The organism is Sphingomonas sp. IC4-52 (assembly GCF_020707225.1).
Lineage (GTDB): Bacteria > Pseudomonadota > Alphaproteobacteria > Sphingomonadales > Sphingomonadaceae > Sphingomonas.
This window is the reverse complement of record NZ_JAJFEU010000008.1, coordinates 82,710-101,934: the sequence shown is the minus strand read 5'-3', so window position 1 is coordinate 101,934 and position 19,225 is coordinate 82,710. Positions and strand designations below refer to the sequence as shown.

At 67.0% G+C, this 19,225-nt stretch carries 17 protein-coding genes; 6 read left to right on the top strand and 11 right to left on the bottom strand.

The features are described from left to right. From LK535_RS16185 to LK535_RS16160, 6 genes are all read right to left on the bottom strand, one after another. On the bottom strand, positions 1 to 651 hold a 651-nt coding region (locus tag LK535_RS16185; protein WP_227772958.1), incomplete at its 3' end, for a translation initiation factor IF-2 associated domain-containing protein. Next, positions 648 to 1,394 (bottom strand): DUF448 domain-containing protein, encoded by a 747-nt coding sequence (locus LK535_RS16180; RefSeq protein ID WP_227772957.1) that lies wholly within the window; start codon positions 1,392 to 1,394, stop codon positions 648 to 650. The genes LK535_RS16180 and LK535_RS16185, both read right to left, overlap by 4 nt. 371 nt (positions 1,395 to 1,765) lie before the next feature. Next, a complete protein-coding gene (locus LK535_RS16175) occupies positions 1,766 to 2,005 on the bottom strand; it encodes a tautomerase family protein (protein ID WP_227772956.1) in 240 nt (79 codons plus the stop codon). Beyond that, positions 2,005 to 3,621: a transcription termination factor NusA gene (gene nusA, locus LK535_RS16170; protein ID WP_227772955.1), complete on the bottom strand. Its 1,617-nt coding sequence runs from the start codon at positions 3,619 to 3,621 to the stop codon at positions 2,005 to 2,007. Before nusA ends, LK535_RS16175 begins: the two co-directional genes overlap by 1 nt. Further along, entirely contained in the window at positions 3,621 to 4,172 is a 552-nt protein-coding gene (gene rimP, locus LK535_RS16165) for a ribosome maturation protein RimP (protein ID WP_227772954.1), read from the bottom strand. Before rimP ends, nusA begins: the two co-directional genes overlap by 1 nt. Positions 4,173 to 4,318: 146 nt before the next feature. Beyond that, positions 4,319 to 4,804 carry an AAC(3)-I family aminoglycoside N-acetyltransferase gene (locus LK535_RS16160; protein WP_227772966.1) on the bottom strand — a complete coding sequence of 162 codons (486 nt, stop codon included), beginning with the start codon at positions 4,802 to 4,804 and terminating at the stop codon, positions 4,319 to 4,321. A 99-nt stretch (positions 4,805 to 4,903) separates the two neighbouring features. Between LK535_RS16160 and LK535_RS16155 the strand changes: the two genes are divergently transcribed. Beyond that, complete coding sequence (locus tag LK535_RS16155) at positions 4,904 to 5,047, top strand: lmo0937 family membrane protein (protein ID WP_227772953.1); 144 nt, start codon at positions 4,904 to 4,906, stop codon at positions 5,045 to 5,047. A gap of 117 nt (positions 5,048 to 5,164) precedes the next feature. Here LK535_RS16155 and LK535_RS16150 read toward each other — a convergent pair whose 3' ends face one another. From LK535_RS16150 to LK535_RS16135, 4 genes are all read right to left on the bottom strand, one after another. Further along, positions 5,165 to 5,563, bottom strand: a complete 399-nt coding sequence (locus tag LK535_RS16150; RefSeq protein WP_227772952.1) for a polyketide cyclase — start codon at positions 5,561 to 5,563, stop codon at positions 5,165 to 5,167. Positions 5,564 to 5,568: 5 nt separating this feature from the next. Continuing rightward, the gene (locus LK535_RS16145) at positions 5,569 to 6,879 is read right to left on the bottom strand and encodes a dihydrolipoamide acetyltransferase family protein (RefSeq protein ID WP_227772951.1); all 1,311 of its coding nucleotides are present in this window, start codon (positions 6,877 to 6,879) and stop codon (positions 5,569 to 5,571) included. 7 nt (positions 6,880 to 6,886) lie between these two features. Next, positions 6,887 to 7,891 (bottom strand): alpha-ketoacid dehydrogenase subunit beta, encoded by a 1,005-nt coding sequence (locus LK535_RS16140; RefSeq protein ID WP_227772965.1) that lies wholly within the window; start codon positions 7,889 to 7,891, stop codon positions 6,887 to 6,889. Between the two features lie 181 nt (positions 7,892 to 8,072). Then, positions 8,073 to 9,356, bottom strand: a complete 1,284-nt coding sequence (locus LK535_RS16135) for a 3-methyl-2-oxobutanoate dehydrogenase (2-methylpropanoyl-transferring) subunit alpha (protein ID WP_227772950.1) — start codon at positions 9,354 to 9,356, stop codon at positions 8,073 to 8,075. Positions 9,357 to 9,698: 342 nt separating this feature from the next. Here LK535_RS16135 and LK535_RS16130 point away from each other — a divergent pair, with 342 nt between their 5' ends. From LK535_RS16130 to LK535_RS16960, 5 genes are all read left to right on the top strand, one after another. Further along, positions 9,699 to 10,454 carry an ImuA family protein gene (locus LK535_RS16130; RefSeq protein ID WP_227772949.1) on the top strand — a complete coding sequence of 252 codons (756 nt, stop codon included), beginning with the start codon at positions 9,699 to 9,701 and terminating at the stop codon, positions 10,452 to 10,454. Next, positions 10,363 to 12,567, top strand: coding sequence for a DNA polymerase Y family protein (locus LK535_RS16125; protein WP_227772948.1), 2,205 nt, complete (start codon positions 10,363 to 10,365; stop codon positions 12,565 to 12,567). The genes LK535_RS16130 and LK535_RS16125 overlap by 92 nt, the downstream gene beginning before the upstream one ends. Before the next feature lie 15 nt (positions 12,568 to 12,582). Beyond that, positions 12,583 to 15,855 (top strand): error-prone DNA polymerase, encoded by a 3,273-nt coding sequence (locus LK535_RS16120; protein ID WP_227772947.1) that lies wholly within the window; start codon positions 12,583 to 12,585, stop codon positions 15,853 to 15,855. Positions 15,856 to 15,926: 71 nt separating this feature from the next. After that, positions 15,927 to 17,237 carry a cytochrome P450 gene (locus LK535_RS16115; protein WP_227772946.1) on the top strand — a complete coding sequence of 437 codons (1,311 nt, stop codon included), beginning with the start codon at positions 15,927 to 15,929 and terminating at the stop codon, positions 17,235 to 17,237. After that, complete coding sequence (locus tag LK535_RS16960; protein WP_227772945.1) at positions 17,234 to 18,103, top strand: acyl-CoA thioesterase domain-containing protein; 870 nt, start codon at positions 17,234 to 17,236, stop codon at positions 18,101 to 18,103. The genes LK535_RS16115 and LK535_RS16960 overlap by 4 nt, the downstream gene beginning before the upstream one ends. 49 nt (positions 18,104 to 18,152) lie before the next feature. Here the strand turns inward: LK535_RS16960 and LK535_RS16105 are convergent, their stop codons facing one another. Next, entirely contained in the window at positions 18,153 to 19,154 is a 1,002-nt protein-coding gene (locus LK535_RS16105; RefSeq protein ID WP_227772944.1) for a fumarylacetoacetate hydrolase family protein, read from the bottom strand. Between the last annotated feature and the right edge of the window lie 71 nt (positions 19,155 to 19,225).

Sequence of the window (19,225 nt, the reverse complement as noted above, 5' to 3'; positions counted from 1 at the left end):
CGCCGGCGCAGCCGGAGCCTGCGCCGCGGGCGCTGCAGGCGCCTCAGGCTCAGGCGCCGAGGCAGGCGCCGGCGTCGACACCACCGGACGGAACATGATCGGGGCACCGGTCGGCACCGTCAGCGGCGGTGCCGCTGGCGCGGCCTCAGCGACCGGCGCTTCCGCTGCCGGCTCAGCAACCGGCTCAGGCGCAGGAGCGGGCTCCGGCGCGGCCGCCTCGGCAGCTGCTGCCGCGGCGCGTTCTTCTGCACGACGCTTCTCGTCCTCGGCGGCGCGAGCGCGCTCCGCCTCTTCGCGACGGCGCAGTTCCTCCAGCGCCTGCATGCGCTGCTCCTCCGCCTCACGGGCGAGTCGGGCCACGCGCTCCTGCGGCGTCTCGTTGGACGGCGCGCGCGAGGGCGGCGCCGGCGGCGGCGCCTGGCGCTGCACCGGGGCAGCAGGCGCGGGCGCCTCCGCCGGGGTGGGCGCAGCGGTCGGCTCGGGCGCTTCACCCGGCTTGCGGAACGTGCGCGCCTTCTTGGTTTCCACGATCACCGTATTGGAGCGGCCGTGGCTGAAGCTCTGCTTCACCTTGCCGGTCTCGACCGTGCGCCGAACACCCAATGGTGCGCGCATGCCAAGTTTCGGCTTATCGTTATCGGTCTCGCTCACTCAAAATCCTCGTGTGTCGTCACGGCCGGTTCGTGCCCGGAAAGATCGGGCGCCGATGCGCCTTGCGCGGCCGTTGCGCAAGGTGCGGCAATCAGGTCGTCCATCAAAGCATCGCCTTGATGGGCTCCTTCAGGGTCGGGGCCGATAAAGCGCCGCCAGCGATCGAGCGCTTCGCCCAACCTGCCAGCCGCCATGCGGTCGGTGACGCCGATATGTACCACGTTTTCGCGGCCCAGCGCCATCGACAATATGGGGCGTGGGATCGGCAGAACCAAGCCCCCCAAATCACTCCCTTCGCGGTCCGATCCGACGCGCCACGCCTGGGCCAGCTTGCGCCGACCGTCCTCGGCGGCATCTGCCGCATGGTAGAGCGCGTGGAGACGGCCCGAGCGCGCTGCTTCCTCGATCCGGTCCGAACCGGTCAGCACGGTGCCGGCGCGCGCCTCCAGCCCCAGTCGGTCGAGCGCATTGCGTTCGAGTGCCGAGGCAATCAGCGCGGGCAGATCGTCGGGAACGGTGAACTCCCCGGTTTTGAACGCACGCGCCAAGGCGCCGCGCAGCTTGCCTTTCGCCTGCGCCTTGGCAAGCTCGGCCGCACCGACGCCGATCCACGCGCCGCGTCCGGGCGCCTTCGCCCGCACGTCGGGCAGCACTCGACCGTCGGGCGCCAGCACCAGACGGATCAAGCCATCGCGTGGCGCATCCTCGCGGGAAAGGATGCAAGTGCGCGTGGGATCAGCCACAAACACCTCCGTCATGCCGGAATTGTCCCGGTGTCCAGTCCCCCGCAGTCCCCACGATATGAAGGAGCGGCAATCGTGCGCCGACATCCTGGCGCGTGATCGCTGCGGCACGCTGTCCATTAGCGTGACGTCCAATCTGATTGGGCGCTTGATCCAGCATCGCGACGACACGTGTGCCGGCTTCACCAGCCGTTCGGATACTTACCTTCTGCCGAATGTGGGGATGCGTGGATGCCGGCACAGGGCCGGTATTTTGGCAGCAAGACACCGCTGCGCCCGACACACGGCCACCGCGACGACGCACGCGCGCCCCGCCGCGAGCCGCCCCGCCCGGCGAGCAAACCCCAAGCTGTCGAAGCGACGCTAGCCGATCATTGCGAGGAACCCGCATGCGCGTCTCCCTCGCTAGGCAGCACCTTCGGCGCATCGCGATCTGCGATCAACACACCGCCGGCGCCATAATTGTCGAGGGAGACCTCCTCGATCACGACCTGCACCGCGGCCGGGGACTTGCCCAGCCGCGTTACCAGCGAGGACGTGACGTCAGCCACGATCCCCGCCTTCTGCTCCTTGGAAGCGGAGCCCGCGATCCTGATCGAAACGAACGGCATCAGGCCTGTGCGTCCTCCGCCGTCTGCTCAGCCTCGCCGCCTTCTTCATCGGCGAACCAGTGGGCACGGGCGGCCATGATGATCTCGTTACCCTGCTCCTCGGTCAGGCCATATTCGCCCAGCACGCCGCCCTTGTGCTCCGGCCGGCGCGGCGCGTCCTCGTTGCGGCGACGCGGCTCGGCGCGCTTCTTCTCGATCAGTTCGTCGGTCGCGAGATCGGCAACATCGTCCAGCGTCTTGATGCCAGCCTTGCCCAGCGTGACCAGCATCGCCTCGGTCAGGTGCGGCAGCTCGGCCAGCGCGTCCTCGACCCCCAGCGAACGGCGCTCGTCGCGGTTCGCCTGCTCGCGGCGATCGATCGCCTCGGCCGCACGGCTCTGCAGCTCCTGGGCCAGCTCGTCGTCGAAGCCTTCGATCGCTGCCAGCTCGTCCAGCTCGACATAGGCGACTTCTTCCAGCTCGGTGAAGCCTTCGGCCACCAGCAGCTGTGCCAGCGTCTCGTCCACGTCCAGCTCGTTCTGGAACATCTCGGACCGCTGCACGAACTCCTGCTGGCGCTTCTCGCTCGAGTCGGTCTCGGTCATGATGTCGATCGCCTTCGCCGTCAGCTGCGACGCAAGGCGGACATTCTGGCCACGACGGCCGATGGCGAGGCTCAGCTGATCGTCCGGAACGACCACTTCGATGCGATCCTCTTCCTCGTCAATCAGCACGCGGCTGACGTTCGCCGGCTGCAGGGCGTTGACGACAAAGGTTGCCGTGTCTGGCGACCAGGGGATGATGTCGATCTTCTCGCCCTGCATTTCCTGCACGACGGCCTGGACGCGGCTGCCCTTCATGCCGACGCAGGCGCCGACCGGGTCAATCGAGGAATCATGGCTGATGACGCCGATCTTCGCACGGCTGCCCGGGTCGCGGGCGGCAGCCTTGATCTCGATGATGCCGTCGTAGATCTCCGGCACTTCCTGCGCGAACAGCTTCTTCATGAAGTCGGGATGTGCGCGGCTCAGGAAGATCTGCGGCCCGCGGTTCTCGCGCACCACCTTCAGGATCAGCGAGCGGATGCGGTCGTTCACGCGCACCACTTCGCGCGGGATCTGCTGGTCGCGGCGGATCACGCCCTCGGCACGGCCCAGGTCGACGACGATGTGGCCGAACTCGACGCGCTTCACGACGCCGGTGATGATCTCGCCGGCGCGGTCCTTGAATTCCTCATACTGGCGCTCGCGCTCGGCATCGCGGACCTTCTGGAAGATGGTCTGCTTGGCGGCCTGCGCCTGGATTCGGCCGAATTCGATCGGGGGCAGCGGATCGACCAGGAAGTCGCCGACGGTGGCACCCTTCTGCAGCTTCTGCGCACCGTTGACGTCGACCTGCTTGTAGATGTCGTCGACCTGCTCGACCACCTCGACGACGCGCCACAGGCGAAGGTCACCGTTGTTGGGGTCCAGCTTCGCGCGGATGTCCATTTCCTGGCCGTAGCGGGTACGCGCCGCACGCTGGATCGCATCCTCCATCGCCTCGATGACGATCGCCTTGTCGATCATCTTCTCGCTGGCGACGCTGTTGGCGATCGCGATCAGTTCCGCACGGTTCGCGGTGACGCCGGTAGCCATTACTCGGTTTCCTCTGCTTCGATTTCTTCTTCTTCCGCGCCCTCTTGCGAGAGCGGGACGGTTGCAGCGATCAATTTGTCCGTCAGCACCAGCTTCGCATCGACGATCCGACCGAAGGGAACATGGGCGACGGTACCGGTGCGGTTGCGGATGGCGATCTCCTCGCCCTCAACCGCGACGATCTCGCCACGAAACTGCTTCTGCCCATCGAGCGGCGCGTCCAGCGTCAGCTTCGCCTCATGCCCGGCCCAGTCAGTGTAATCCGACAGGCGGGTCAGCGGCCGGTCGATGCCGGGGCTCGACACTTCCAGCCGATAGGCGCCCTCGATCGGGTCGCGCCCTTCTTCCTCCAGCGCGTCGAGCACGTCGGAAATGCGGCGCGACAGGTCGGCGCAATCGTCGATCGTCAGCTGCCGCGTATCGGGCCGCTCCGCCATCACCTGCAGCGTGCGGTCGTCTCCCTTGCCGAACAGCGCGACACGCACGAGGTCGAATCCGAGTGCCTTCGCCTCGGTCTCGATCATCTGGGTCAGCGCGGTAATATCCGCCATTGGGGCTCCATATACACACAGGTTTTTGCCGCCGCGGAGCCCTGCCCCGCGACCCCTTGCATCTGGCGATGTAAGAGAAAGCACAATCGATATAGAACGAGACGGCGGCCGGAGCAATCCCTTAGCACGCCACTAGGCAAGGATACTCATTCCGCGCTGGAGCCTGCCGCCCGCTCGCCCCGCGAATCCTGCACCGCGATATCGAAATGCATCACGTCCTCGCGCGTGCCCAATTTGGTATAAAGCGCAACCGCTGGGTCGTCGCCGTAATCGGCCTGGACGAACATCACATGCGCGCCGGCCTCCCGCACCATCGGCCGAAGCGCATGGATCAGCGCCGTCGCCACGCCCGTTCGTCGGTGCGACTCAGCAACAGCGAGATCATAGATGTACGCCTCGGCCCGCGCCTGCTCGAGCTTGTCGAGCACATACGCAACCAGCCCGCCGATCACCGTCCCGTCCTGTTCGGCCACCAGCACGAAGACGTGCGGCTTGGCGAGCTGGGCGGCGAGATAGGCGCTGTCCGGCGGTGCATCGACATAGTCGGCGGCACCGTCAAAGGCTGCATGAAACAGCGCATTCAGCCGCCGCATCGCGCCGGCATCTGCTGGCCCTAGCCGTCGCACGATCACCTGTTTGCCGGAATGTTGCAAAATGTTGCTGCCACTCGGAACGGGAGAGCGAGCGTTATCGTTCAATTCGGAGATAAAGAGAAGGAAAAGGAAAAGGCCATGTTGTGGACGATCGCGATCATCCTGGTGATCCTGTGGCTGCTCGGGTTCAGCCTCAACATCGCTGGCGGCCTGATCCACATCCTGCTGGTCGTCGCGCTGATCGTCGGCCTGGTACAGCTCTTCAGCGGCCGCCGCGTATAGTCACCACCGGGAGGCCTCTGCGCCTCCCGCCATTCCCGCCCGTCGACGGGCTCAGCAGGCGGTCAAGACCCGCCATGATCGCGCGCTGACCCGGCGTATCGCCGCAATCACGGGACCTCAGCCGCGCTCAGCCAGCGCCTTCAGCGTCGCCAGGTCCTTGCGGATCCAGCGGCGGTCGCGCGCGAACGTTTCGTCATCCATGCCCGGCTGGCGAAACAGTGTCAGCTGAACCTCCGCGCCCTCGCCATTGGCGATGATGCGCAGCGGCACCTCGACCGGCGTACCACCGTCGGGGATCACCCGATGATCCATCACGCCATAGTCATTGTGCGGGGTGAAGAAGACGCGGATACCGCCCTCCGCGCCCTCACCCACCCACGAATCGCCATCCTCGCGTAACGCGAACTCGCTGAGCCCCGACGCCCAGCGCGAGAAGGCCTCCGGGCGCCAGAACGCCTCATAGACCTCGCGCCACGGCCGCGCGATCGTCACCGACAGGACAATGGCGGGAAGCATTGTCCTCAGTCCGCGAACAGCAGGACGGGCGTCTCGAGCAGCTTCTTCACCGCCTGGACGTAGCTTGCCGCATCCCAGCCATCGACCACGCGATGGTCGCAGCTGATCGACAGGTTCATCAGCTTCGCGCGTACGATGTCATCACCCCGGAAGACGGGCCGCTCGACGATCTTGTTCGGCCCGATGATCGCCACTTCCGGCCGGTTGATCACCGGAGTCGTCGCAATGCCGCCGAGTGGGCCGAGCGAGGTGACGGTGATCGTCCCATTGCCCAGTTCCTCCGGCTTCAGTTTCTGCGTGCGCGCCGCTTCCGCCAGGCGCCCGATCTCGGTCGCCAGCTGCCACACGTTCTTGTCCTGCGCGTCGCGGATCACCGGCACCGTGAGGCCGGCATCGGTCTGCGCGGCAATCCCCATGTGCACCCGGCCGGACCGAGTCACCACGCCCGCCTCGTCATCATAGCGCGCGTTCAGCATCGGAAAGTCGGGCAGCGTGCGGCAGATCGCGACGATCAGGAACGGCAGCATCGTCAGCTTCGGCCGGCCGCCGCGATTGTCGTTCAGGTCCGCCCGCATCTCCTCCAGCGCGGTCACGTCGATCTCGTCGACATAGGTGAAGTGCGGGATGTGGCGCTTCGATGCGGCCATGTTCTCGGCGATGCGGCGACGCATTCCGATCACCTTCACCTGCTCGTCTGCCCGCGCCCGGCTGACGTGCGGCGCGTGATAGCCCTGCCCGCCGGCGTAGCGCAGATAGGCGTCGAGGTCAGCATGGCGGATGCGATCGCCCTCCGACACCTTCACCTGGGAAAGGTCGACGCCAAGGTCCTTGGCCCGCGCCCGCACCGCCGGCGAGGCAAGAACAGGAGCCGTAGAGGAGGCGGCAGGAGCCACATCGGCAACCGGCGCAACAGCAGCCGGCGCAGGGGGCGCAGGGGCGGGCGCGGCCGGGGCCGGCTCGACGACCTCTTCGACGCCGGGGTTCTCGGCCTCGAACGCCTCGACCTCGTCGGCGCCGCCCAGCTTCTCCTCGACGTCCGCCGCGGCCTCGCCCTCCGGCTCCGCCGCGCCAACGGCATCAGTCTCGATCACCACCAGCATCGCGCCGATCGCGATCTGGTCGCCGACTTCGCCGGCCAGCTCGACCACCGTGCCGGACACCGGCGACTCCATTTCCACGGTCGCCTTGTCGGTCATCATGTCGGCGATGTTCTGGTCTTCCTCGACCCGGTCACCGACCGCGACATGCCAGCCGACGATCTCCGCCTCGGCAATGCCTTCGCCGATGTCCGGCAGCTTGAAGGTAAAACGCGCCATGTGCCGATCAGTCCTTCAGAATCTTCTTGAGGGCCATGCCGATGCGCACGGGGCCCGGGAAATATGCCCATTCCAGGCTGTGTGGATATGGCGTGTCGAAACCCGTCACGCGCTCCACCGGCGCCTCGAGATGGTAGAAACAGCGCTCCTGCACCAATGCGGAAAGCTCGGCGCCGAACCCGCCGGTGCGCGTCGCCTCGTGCACGATCAGGCAGCGCCCGGTCTTCTTCACGCTCTCCTCGATAGTCTCGATGTCGAGTGGCACCAGGCTGCGCAGGTCGATGATCTCGGCGTCGATGCCGGTATCCTCCACCACCTGCGCGCACACGTGCACCATCGTGCCATAGGCCAGCATCGTCACTGCCTCGCCCTTGCGGACGACCGCGGCCTTGCCGATCGGGATCTTGTAATAGCCGCTCGGCACCTCGCCGCCGGGGTGTTTGGACCAGTTCGCCGCCGGCCGATCCCAATGGCCGTTGAACGGGCCGTTGTAGATGCGCTTGGGTTCGAAGAAGATCACCGGATCATTGTCCTCGATCGCGGAGATCAGCAGGCCCTTGGCGTCATAGGGTGTCGACGGAATCACCGTCTTCAGGCCCGATACGTGGGTGAAGATGCCTTCCGGGCTCTGCGAGTGCGTCTGCCCGCCGAAGATGCCGCCGCCGAACGGCGATCGCACCGTGATCGGCGCGGTGAATTCCCCGCCCGAACGATAACGCAACCTCGCCGCCTCGCTCACCAGCTGGTCGAGCGCGGGATAGATGTAATCGGCGAACTGGATCTCGGGCACGGGCCGCAGGCCATAGGCACCCATGCCGATCGCGACGCCGATGATGCCGATTTCGGTGATCGGCGTGTCGAACACGCGCGTCTTGCCGTATTTCGCCTGCAAGCCCGCGGTGGCGCGGAACACGCCGCCGAAATAGCCGACATCCTCGCCCATCACGACGACGCCCGGATCGCGCGCCATCATCACGTCCATGGCGGAATTGATCGCCTGGATCATGTTCATGCGCTGGGTGGCGTCGGCGCCATCTTCGGCTCCGGCTGCTTCAGCCTGTGTGGGTTCGATCTGCGTGTCGGTCATAGCATGTCACCGTCACCCCGGCCCTGAGCCGGGGTCCCGCTTTCTTGGAGCGGGAGAAAAGAAGCGGGGTCCCGGATCAGATCCGGGGCGTCGACAAAGGAGAGGCTCACTTGCGCGCCCATGGCCGCCCGCTTTCCTCTTCCTCGGCGATCATCTGCGCCTGCTGTTCGCGCAAATGCCACGGCATCTCCTCGAACACGCCGTCGAACAGCGTGTCGAGCGGCTGGTGCAGGCCGTGGCCCAGGATGCCGTTCTTCTCGGCCTCCTTCTGCGCGGCCTTCACCTCGTCGGCGACCTCCTTGTCCATCGCGGCGTGGCGTTCCTCGTCCCATTCGCCGATGGCGATCAGGTGATCCTTCAGCCGCCGGATCGGGTCGCCCAGCGGCCATGCGGTCGGCTCGCCCGCGCTGCGATATTGCGAGGGATCGTCGGAGGTCGAATGGCCCTCGGCGCGATAGGTGAAATGCTCGATCAGCGTCGGGCCCTGGTTGGTCCGCGCCCGCTCCGCCGCCCATTGCGTGGCGGCATAGACGGCCAGCGCGTCATTGCCGTCGACGCGCAAGCCAGCGATGCCATAGCCCACGGCGCGCGCGGCAAAGGTCGTCGCCTCCGCCCCGGCAAAGCCGGAAAAGCTCGAAATCGCCCATTGGTTGTTCACGACGTTGAAGATCACCGGCGCGCGATAGACGGTGGCAAAGGTCAGCGCGGAGTGGAAGTCGCCCTCCGCGGTCGATCCCTCGCCGCACCAGGTGGCGGCAATGCGCGTGTCGCCCTTCGATGCGGACGCCATCGCCCAGCCTACCGCCTGCGGATATTGCGTCGTCAGATTGCCCGAGATCGAGAAGAAGCTGAAGCGCTTCTCCGAATACATGATCGGCAGCTGCTTGCCCTGCAGCTTGTCGCCGGTGTTCGAATAGATCTGGTTCATCATGTCGACCAGCGGGCAGCCGCGCGCGATCAGCAGGCCCTGCTGGCGATACGACGGGAAGCACATGTCGTCGGCGTCCAGCGCATAGGCCTGCGGCACTGCCACCGCCTCCTCGCCCAGCGACTTCATGTAGAAGCTCGTCTTGCCCTGGCGCTGCGCGCGGAACATGCGTTCGTCGAACGCGCGCACCGTCGCCATGTGGCGCAGCATGCGCCGTAGCGTGTCGGGTGACAGCTTGGGGTCCCATGGGCCGACGGCCTGGTTGTTCTCGTCCAGCACCCGCACCATCGTGTAGACGAGGTCGGTGAAGGCGCGCGGGTCCTCGGCCGTATCGGGTCGGCGCACGGATCCTGCCGCGGGAACATCGACGTCCGCGAAATCCACCGTGTCGCCTGGTCGGAACTTGGGCTCGGGCACATGCAGCGCGAGCGGGGGCAAATTGCTGCGGGCGGCGTCCGCCATGATCTCTCCGGTGTCAAACGCGTGGGGCAAAACGCACGAACGCGTTGCTGGGGCCTTGTTATAAAATTTCAACAGATCGGGAAAGAGGTCGTTTCAGCTGCAACGATTTGGGCGCGCGTTCCACCAGGGCCGACGCAGTGGAACCGTGAAGATACAGACACTTGCTAGATAAGGGCGTGCTTCTGCATAAACCCGCGCCAGGCAGAGGGCGATCATTCCTGCCGCCCGGCGGGGTCTGTTAACGAAGCATCACAGCCGCTGAACGCGGCAAGTACGATGAACGATTGACTCTCTCGAGCGTTGGAACAAAATAGGAACATTCGTAGCAAGTGAGTCGAAAACGTGTCGTCCCCTGCCGTCATTGCCGAGCTGCGCGAGACGCTTCGGGCCATCGAGGGCGATGGATACCGGAGACGCGAAACACTGCCGTTCGGCATCGCGTCAATCGATTCGCGACTGGCCGATGGCGGGCTGCGACTCGACGCGTTGCATGAAGTCGCCGCCGGCACTGCCAACCTGGGCGACGATGCCGCCGCCACCTTGTTCATGGCCGGGATCGCCGCGCGCGCCTGGGGGCCGATCCTGTGGGTGGTGCGCCGACGCGACCTGTTCGCCCCCGGCCTTTACCAGGCCGGCCTCTCCCCCGAACGCGTCCTTTATGCCGAGGCGCGCGACGATGCCGAATTGCTCGCGCTGATGGAGGAAGGGCTGCGCCACCGCGGCCTTGGCGCAGTGATCGGCGAGGTGAAGCGTGCCGCCATGCCCGCCACCCGCCGGCTGCAACTCGCGGCGGAGGGGGGCCGCACGATCGCTCTCCTCCTGCGCCGTCATCCGCGCGAGGATGCCGATCCGCTGGCCCCGCCCTCCGCCGCGCTCACCCGCTGGCGGATCGCTTCCGCTCCCTCCGTTCCTCTGCGCTGCGGCAGCATGGGCCGCCCGCGCTGGGCCGTCTCGCTGGTGCGGCAACGCGGCGGCGAACCTTTCGACACTTTGCTGGAGGCCTGCGATGACACGGGTCGTCTCGCTCTACCTGCCGCACTGGGCGATCGATCGCGTGCGTCGGGCCGAGCGTCGCCGCGCACCAACGCCGCGGCCTGAACCGGGCACTACGCTCGATCTCGCGCCGCTCACGGCGGCGGTGGCCGAGGAACAGGTGCTGCAATGCGACGCGCCGAAGAACACCGGCTGGCGCCCCGGCGCCCGCTGGGCGCGCAGCGATGCGGCTGCCCCGGCCGAAAAGCCCTGGTCGCAATCGACGCGCGCCGATGTCGCGCGCCAGGTGGAAGCCATGCCCGCCCACCAGCGTCCGCCGATGCGCGAAATGGGCCGTCGCAGCGAGGCCGCCGATCATCCCTTCCGCGCCATGCCGCCCGACGAAGGCGCGCGTCCCGTCCCGACGATGCTACCCGTGCGTCCCGATCCCGAGGATGTGCCCAACACCCGCTGGCGCGGCTTCGACGGCCTCGATCCCAACGCCGACGATCGCGCCGCCGCCGCGCTCGCGCGGTGGAACGCCATGCCCAGCGTCCGTTATCCCGGCGAAGGGCCCCACCCCGACAAATACGCCCGCTGCGGCTCCAACGACGCCGGCGCACGGGTTCCCGGCGTCGCGCCCTTTTTCGACACCGGCCGCACCCTCGCCAACACCGTCGCCCGCGCCAGCAATCTCCAACATGCCCCGCGCCAACCCCACACGCGCAATGTTCGAGAAGTTTGCGCCCCCCTCATCACCGTGCACAAGGTGGGCAGCCGCATCGAAATCGCCGCCGCCTCGCCCGAAGCCCGCGCGCTCGGCCTCACGCCCGGCATGGCGCTGACCCAGGCACGCGCCGCCGTGCCCGACATCGACGTGCGCGACGCGGATGCCGCCGGCGACCTCGCCGATCTGCAGCGCCTCGCCACCGCGCTCGCCCGCCGCTGGTGCCCGGTCGTCGCGCTGTCGGGCAGCGACGGCCTGTTCCTCGAGATCAGCGGCACCGCCCACCTCCACGGCGGCGAGGAAGCCATGGCCCGCCGCCTGCTGCGCCTGCTCGCCCGGCTCGGCATCACCGCGCAGCTGGCGATCGCCGACACCGCCGGCGCTGCCTGGGCCTTTGCGCGTCAGGCTGCGCCCGCCGCGATCATCCCGCCCGGCGCGCACGTCGCCGCGCTCGAGCCGCTGCCGGTCACCGCGCTGCGCCTGGAGGATAGCGCCCGCGAGTTGCTCGCCCGGCTTGGCGTCGACACGATCGGCGAGCTCATGGCGATGCCCCGCGCGCCGCTCGTCCGCCGCTTCGGCAAGTCAATCGCGCAGCGGCTCGATCAAGCGACCGGCGCCCTGTCCGAGCCGATCGACCCGATCATCCCGGTGCAGCCGATCGCCGTCACCCGCCGTTTCGCCGAACCGATCGCCACCGCCGATGCGATCGGCCACTGGCTCGCCGGCCTCGTCGATGATCTGGCGGGGGCACTGGCCAAGGCCGGCGTCGGCGCCCGCGCGCTCGCCTTCGTCGCCGCGCGTGTCGATTCGACCGATCAGGTGATCCGCATCGGCCTTGCCCGGGCCAGCCGCGAACCCTCGCACCTGCTGCGCCTCATCGTCCGCCGCATCGAGGAGATCGACGTCGGCTACGGCCTCGACGCGCTGACGCTTCACCTCGTTCGCGCCGATCCGCTCGGCCCCGAGACGCTGGGCGCGGCGCTCGCGGAGCAGCAGGCGCCCGATCTCGCCCCGCTGGTCGATACGCTCGTCAACCGTATCGGCCCCGCGCGCCTGTGGCGGCATCAACCGATTGAAAGCGACGTGCCCGAACGTTCGGTCGCCCCGCTGCCACCACTCGATCCTCCCACCACCGCTGCCACCCGCCTGAAGCGCGACGACGTGCGCCAGCTCGATGGCCGCACGCCCGATCATGCCTGGCACCCGCGCTGGCCGCGCCCCGCCCGGCTGCTGCGCCGTCCCGAGCCGATCGATCACGTCATTGCCGAAATGCCCGATCATGCGCCTCGCCGCTTCACCTGGCGCGGCCGTCCGCACCGCATCACCCATTCCGACGGGCCCGAACGGATCACCGGCGAATGGTGGCGCCACGCGGGCGAGCGGGCCGGGGTGCGCGATTATTTCCGCGTCGAGGACGATCAGGGCCACCGTTTCTGGCTGTTCCGCCGCGGCGATGGCGTCCGCGCGGAGACCGGCGATCTCAGCTGGTACATCCATGGCACCTTTGCGTGATCCGCATGGTGCCGCATGACGTACAGCGAGCTTCAGGTCACCACGCACTTCTCGTTCCTGCGCGGTGCGTCCTCCTGTGAGGAACTGTTCGCCACCGCCGCGCTGATGGGGATGCCGGCGCTCGGCATCACCGATCGCAACTCGGTCGCCGGCGTGGTTCGCGCGCTCTACGCCACCGAAGAGGTGCGCAAGGATCAGGGGCTGGAGATCCGCTCCATCCCCGGCTGCCGGCTCGATCTTGTCACCGGCGAATCCCTGCTCGTCTGGCCGGAGGACCGCGCCGCCTGGAGCCGGCTCACCCGCCTGCTCACGCTCGGCAAGTCCCGCGCGGACGCACAACGCGGCGAAAAGGGCCACTGCTTCCTCCATTGGGAGGATGTCGCCGCTTACGCCGACGGCCTCGTCGCCGCGCTGGTGCCGGGCCGCAGCGGTGCAGCGCCCGATGCGCTCGCCGCCACAGCCGACATCTTCGGCAAGCGCGGCCACATCTGCCTCACCCCCTGGCGCCGCCCTGGGGAGCGGCGGCGCTTCGCCGAAACGGCCTCCGCCGCCACCGCGTACGGCCTGGCGCCGCTCGCCACCGGGGACGTGCTCTATCACGAGCCCGATCGTCGGATGCTGCAGGACGTCATCACCGCGATCCGCGAAAAATGCACGATCGACGAACTGGGCTTTCGCCGCGAGCGCCACGCCGATCGCCATCTCCAGCCTCCGGAGGAAATGGCGCGCCGCTTCGCCGCTTACCCCCAAGCGCTCGCCGCGGTCGAGGCGATCGTCGAACGCTGCACCTTCTCGCTGCGCGATCTCGACTATCAATATCCCGACGAGATCATCATGTCCGGCCGCACTGCGCAGGAGGCGCTGGAACGCCTGTCGCGCAACGCCCTCGCCAACCGCTTCGACGGCCAACCGCCGGAGCCCTATACCAGGCAGCTCGATCACGAACTCTCGCTCGTCGCGAAGACGGGCTACGCGCCCTATTTCCTAACCGTAAACTCGATCGTCAGCTACGCGCGCTCGATCGATATCCTGTGCCAGGGGCGCGGCTCGGCGGCCAATTCGGTGATCTGCTTCGTCCTCGGCATCACCTCGATCGATCCGATCAAGCACCAGCTCCTTTTCGAGCGCTTCGTCTCGGAGGAACGCCGCGAGCCGCCCGATATCGACATCGATTTCGAGCATGAGCGGCGCGAGGAAGTGATCCAGTGGATCTACGAAACCTATGGCCGTGATCATGCCGCGCTGACCGCGGTGGTCAGCCGCTTCCGCACCCGCGGCGCGATCCGCGAAGTCGGCAAGGTACTCGGCCTGCCCGAGGACATGACCTCAGCGCTCGCTGGCCAGGTATGGGGCTGGTCGAACGAAGGCGTGCCCGACAGCCACGTACAGGCGCTCAATCTCGACGCCGGCGAACCGCGCCTCGCGCTCGCGCTGCAACTTGCCAAGGAGCTGATCGGCACGCCGCGCCATTTGTCACAGCACCCCGGCGGCTTCGTCCTGACGCGCGATCCGCTGCACGATCTCGTACCGATCGAGCCCGCCGCGATGGTCGATCGCCACGTCATCGAATGGGAAAAGGAGGATATCGAGCATCTCGGCTTCATGAAGGTCGATATCCTTGGCCTCGGCATGCTCGGGTGCATGCGCCGCGCGTTTGATCTGCTCGGCCAGCACAAGGGCATCGCGATGACGATGGCCAGCGATCCCTTGCAGGACGACGATGAACCGACGTTCGAGATGATCCGCCAGGCCGATACGCTCGGCGTGTTCCAGATCGAGAGCCGCGCGCAGATGAGCATGCTGCCGCGAATGAAGCCGAAAAATTTCTACGACATCGCCATCCAGGTCGCGATCGTTCGTCCCGGCCCCATCCAGGGCGACATGGTGCATCCGTATCTGAAGCGCCGTGAAGGCAAGGAACTGGTCGAATACCCCAATGAGGCCTTGAAAGCGGTGCTGCAGAAGACACTTGGCGTGCCCTTGTTCCAGGAACAGGCGATGCAGGTCGCGATCATCGGCGCCGGCTTCACCCCAGGCGAGGCCGACTTGCTGCGCCGCGCGATGGCGACGTTCAAGATGACCGGCGGGGTGGGCGAGTTCCGCGAGAAGCTGATCGCGGGGATGCGCGCCAACGGCATCTCGCAGGCTTTCGCCGAACGGCTGGTGAAGCAGATTGAGGGGTTCGGCAGCTACGGCTTTCCCGAAAGCCACGCGGCCAGTTTCGCCAAGATCGCCTATGCCTCGTCATGGATGAAATGCCATCATCCCGACGTGTTCTGCGCGGCATTGCTCAACGCCCAGCCGATGGGTTTCTACGCCCCGGCGCAGATCGTCCGCGACGCCCGCGCGCATGGTGTCGAGATCCGGCCGGTATGCATCATGGCCAGCGAATGGGACACGACGCTGCTGGAGGATCGGAGGGCGCGAAAGCCGCTCCGCCTCGGCCTGCGCATCGTCCACGGGCTTTCCGCCGCCGATGCCGGCAAGATCCTCACCGCTCGCGCCGTCCGCCCCTTCACCTCCGTGGAGGATGTATGGCGCCGCTCTGGCGTACCGCTCGCCGCGCTGGAGAAGCTGGCCAAGGCCGATGCCTTTGCCGGCATGGGGCTCGACCGGCGCCAGGCGCTGTGGGCAATCCGCGGCCTTGGCGATACGCCGCTCCCGCTACTCGCCGCGATCGAGACGAAGGAGGATCCTGTCCACCTGCGGGCGCTCACCGCGGGGCGCGAGGTGGTGGAGGATTATCGCGCCACGCAACTCACGCTGCGCCAGCACCCGCTCACCTTCCTGCGCGATCGCTTGCGTGAACGGCGCTGCGTCCGCTGCGAGGAACTGAAGACGATCAAGGAAGGCTCGCTGATCGACGTCGCCGGCATCATCCTCGTCCGCCAGCGGCCGGGCAGCGCCAAGGGCGTCTTGTTCATCACCATCGAGGACGAGACCGGCGTCGCCAACGGCATATTGTGGCCGGACCGGTTCGAGGCGCAGCGCCGCACCGTCATGTCCTCTGCCATGGTCAGCATCCGCGGTCGCGTGCAGAAGGAAGGGATCGTGATCCACGTCGTCGCCGACCTCATCACCGATCTCACCTGGATGCTGCGCGAGGTGGGGGAAATCGACCTTCCCCACCTGAAACTACCGAGCCTCGTTGCCCGCGGCGACGGTGCGACCCACCCCGGCGCCCCCGACCGCGGCGACGCGGGGTGGAAGCCGCGCAACCGCACGGATTATCATTATCGCGACCGGCCGGAGGACGTGATTCCGATCCGCAGCCATGACTTCCATTGATCTTGCTGAAACACTCGGCTTAGGTTTCGCGCGAGCCGGCACGCGACCGGCAGATGGATAGGAGAGACCGCATGGCCACCGCCGCCCTCAGCCGCGAGCCCCAGATCGGCGTGACCCCACACGTCCCGCTGCCCACCGACAAGGCCGCGTTCGACGCCGCGATCGTTGATCCCGACAGCTACGCGCATGAGGAACGCTACCACGCGATCTTCAAATATCTGCGCGAGGAAGCGCCCGTCTATTGGTGCGAGCCGGAGGGTTATCGCCCGTTCTGGACGGTCTCGCGTCACGCCGACATCCGCCGCGTCGAACTCGACAATGAAACCTTCCTCAACGATCCGCGCCTGACGCTCGCCACCATCGCCGATGAGGAGCGCATCATGGCGCTGACCGGCGGCAACAAGCTGACGCGCAACCTCGTCAGCATGGACAATCCCGACCACAAGCATTTCCGCGCCATGACGCAGGGCTATTTCTCGCCCAAGCACATGAAGCAGCTGGAAGAGGACATCCGCGCGCTCGCCCGCGAAAGCGTGGAGCATATGGCCGCACTCGGCACTCAATGCGATTTCGCCAGCGAGGTCGCCATCTGGTTCCCGCTGCGCGTCATCATGCTGACGCTCGGCGTGCCGCGGGAGGATGAGCAGTTCCTGATGAAGATCACGCAGGAAGTGTTCGGCGCACAGGATTTCGATCACATGCGGCCAGAGGAGATGGGCGGGCTGTTCGCCACCATCGCCGAATTCAACGCCTGGTGCGATCGCATCACTGCTGATCGCAAGGCCAATCCGCGCGAGGACGTCTCCACCATCATCGCCAATGCGACTCTCACTGATGGCTCGCCGATGGGGAACATGGAGGCAATGAGCTATTACCTCATCATCGCTGCCGCGGGGCACGACACGACCAGCTCGTCATCCTCGGCGGGCCTCCTGGAACTGATCCGTAACCCGGCCGAAATGCAGAAGCTGCGCGACGATCCCTCGCTGCTGCCCAATGCGGTGGAGGAGATGATCCGCTGGGCCAGCCCGGTGAAGCATTTCTTCCGTACCGCGGCCAAGGATGCGGAGGTTGGCGGCATGCCGATCAAGGCCGGCGACGGCCTCGTCATGGCCTATCCGTCGGCGAACCGCGACACCGCCGTCTTCGACGACCCTTTCGCCTTCCGGGTTGACCGCGCGAACGTACGGCAGCACCTGGCGTTCGGCTATGGCCCGCACCTGTGCCTGGGCCAGCACCTCGCCAAGCTGGAGATGCGTATCCTGTTTGAAGAACTCCTCGCCCGCTTTGACGATTTCGAGCTTGCCGGCGACCCGTCCTGGACCCGCGCGAGCTTCGTCAGCGGCATGAAACACCTTCCCATACGGTACCGCGCCAAGTGAGCCGACACGACCCCGAGAAACTCTACCCCGGCTTTCCGGGCAGCGAACCGAACCAGCATCTGCGCACCATTCCGGCCTGCGCGGCACTCGGAATGTGGCAGCGCGCCACTATTGGTGAGCCGGTATCGACATCGCTCGATGCTGCGTTGCCGGCCACCTGTGATGCCGAAGGGCGGGTCTCGCGAGGCGCCGCACTGGTGCTGGCCGACCAGGCGACCGCCGGCGGTGTGTTCACCACGCTGTCACGCCCCACCCCGATGATGACGCTGGACCTTCGCGTCGACTGGTTCGGTCCGCTCCCTGCCGCTCCCATCAACTGCATCATCGACGAGGTCACGCGCGAGGGCGATCTGGCCCTGTCACGTGGCCGATTGGTCTCCGAAGGCCGGCCGGTCGGCGCCGCCGTCGCGCGCTATCTGATCGGCTCGATGCCCGGGGGCGTGCCGGGCCGGATGGATGAACGGCACGACGTGCTGCCGCCATCGCCCGCGGCCTCTTTCGCGGACTATCTCGCTGCTGAAGCCACGCCGCAGGGGCTGGTCATGCAGCCGCGGGTCGAACATGTCGGCGCCCCGCTGCCGGCCTATCATGGCGGCGTCATCGCCGGCCTGCTCGAACATGCCGGCGTGTCCTCGATCGATGCGGCCTTCCGCCCCCTCGACATCGAGATCCGCTTCCTCGCGCCCGCGCTCGCCACGCTGCCGCTGATCGCGCGGGTTGTTCCCCGGCGCATCGGCCGCCGTGCCATCACGCTCGACCTAGAGGCGCATCAGGGTGATCCCACGCGCCCCGTCGCGATCGCCCGGATGCTGGCGATCACCGATCCGGCCGGCGATCCCGTCCGGCACGATCTGCCGCGCGGCTGACGCAACGCGAACGGCATGGGACGGGTATACCCGCCCCATGCCTGTTAAGTCAGCCGACCGTCTGCTCGATCACGCCGAAGATCGGATGATGCCGGTCATCCTCGGCCCAGATGCGGACGGTGTCCCCCTTCTTCAGGAACGGCGTCACCGGCTTGCCACCCGCGATTGTCTCGATCGTGCGCACCTCGGCGATGCAGGAATAGCCGACGCCACCCTCGGCGATCGGCTTGCCCGGCCCGCCGTCCGCATCGCGGTTCGACACGGTACCCGACCCGACGATCGTCCCCGCGCCCAGCGCGCGGGACTTTGCCGCATGCGCGATCAGCGTGCCGAAATCGAATGTCATGTCCTCGCCTGCCTCGGCACGGCCGAACGGCTGACCGTTCAGGTCGACCATCAGCTTGCGGTGCAGCTTGCCATCCCGCCACCAGTCACCCAGCGCGTCCGGCGTCACGAACACCGGCGAGAAGGCGGACGCCGGCTTGGACTGGAAGAAGCCGAAACCTTTGGCGAGTTCACCGGGGATGAGGTTGCGCAACGACACGTCGTTGGTCAGGCCGACCAGCCGGACCGCCGCCAGCGCTTCCTCGCGGCTGGCCCCCATCGGCACATCGCCCGTCACCACCACCACCTCGGCTTCCAGATCGCAGCCCCAGCTTTCGTCGGCAAGCGGGATCGGATCGCGCGGAGCCAGGAAACCATCCGAACCACCCTGGTACATCAGCGGATCATGCCAGAACGTCTCCGGCATCTCCGCGCCGCGCGCCTGCCGGACCAGCGCGACATGATTCACATAGGCTGAGCCATCTGCCCATTGATAGGCGCGCGGCAAGGGTGACGCTGCATCGCGCTCATGAAAACGCTCCCGCGGGATCACCTCATGATCGAGATCGGTGGAAAGGTTCTGAAGGTCCGGCAGCAACCGATCCCAATCGTCAAGCGCCGCTTGCAGGGTGGGCGCGATATGCGTCGCATCGGCACACCACGCGAGATCGGTCGATACCACGACGAGCTTGCCGTCACGACCATGTTTCAGGCTCGCAAGTTTCATCCGTTACCTCTCTTTCGCAACTGGCATAGGCCTGCGCCGCAGCGGAAGTCGAGGGCCGCACCGTATACGAA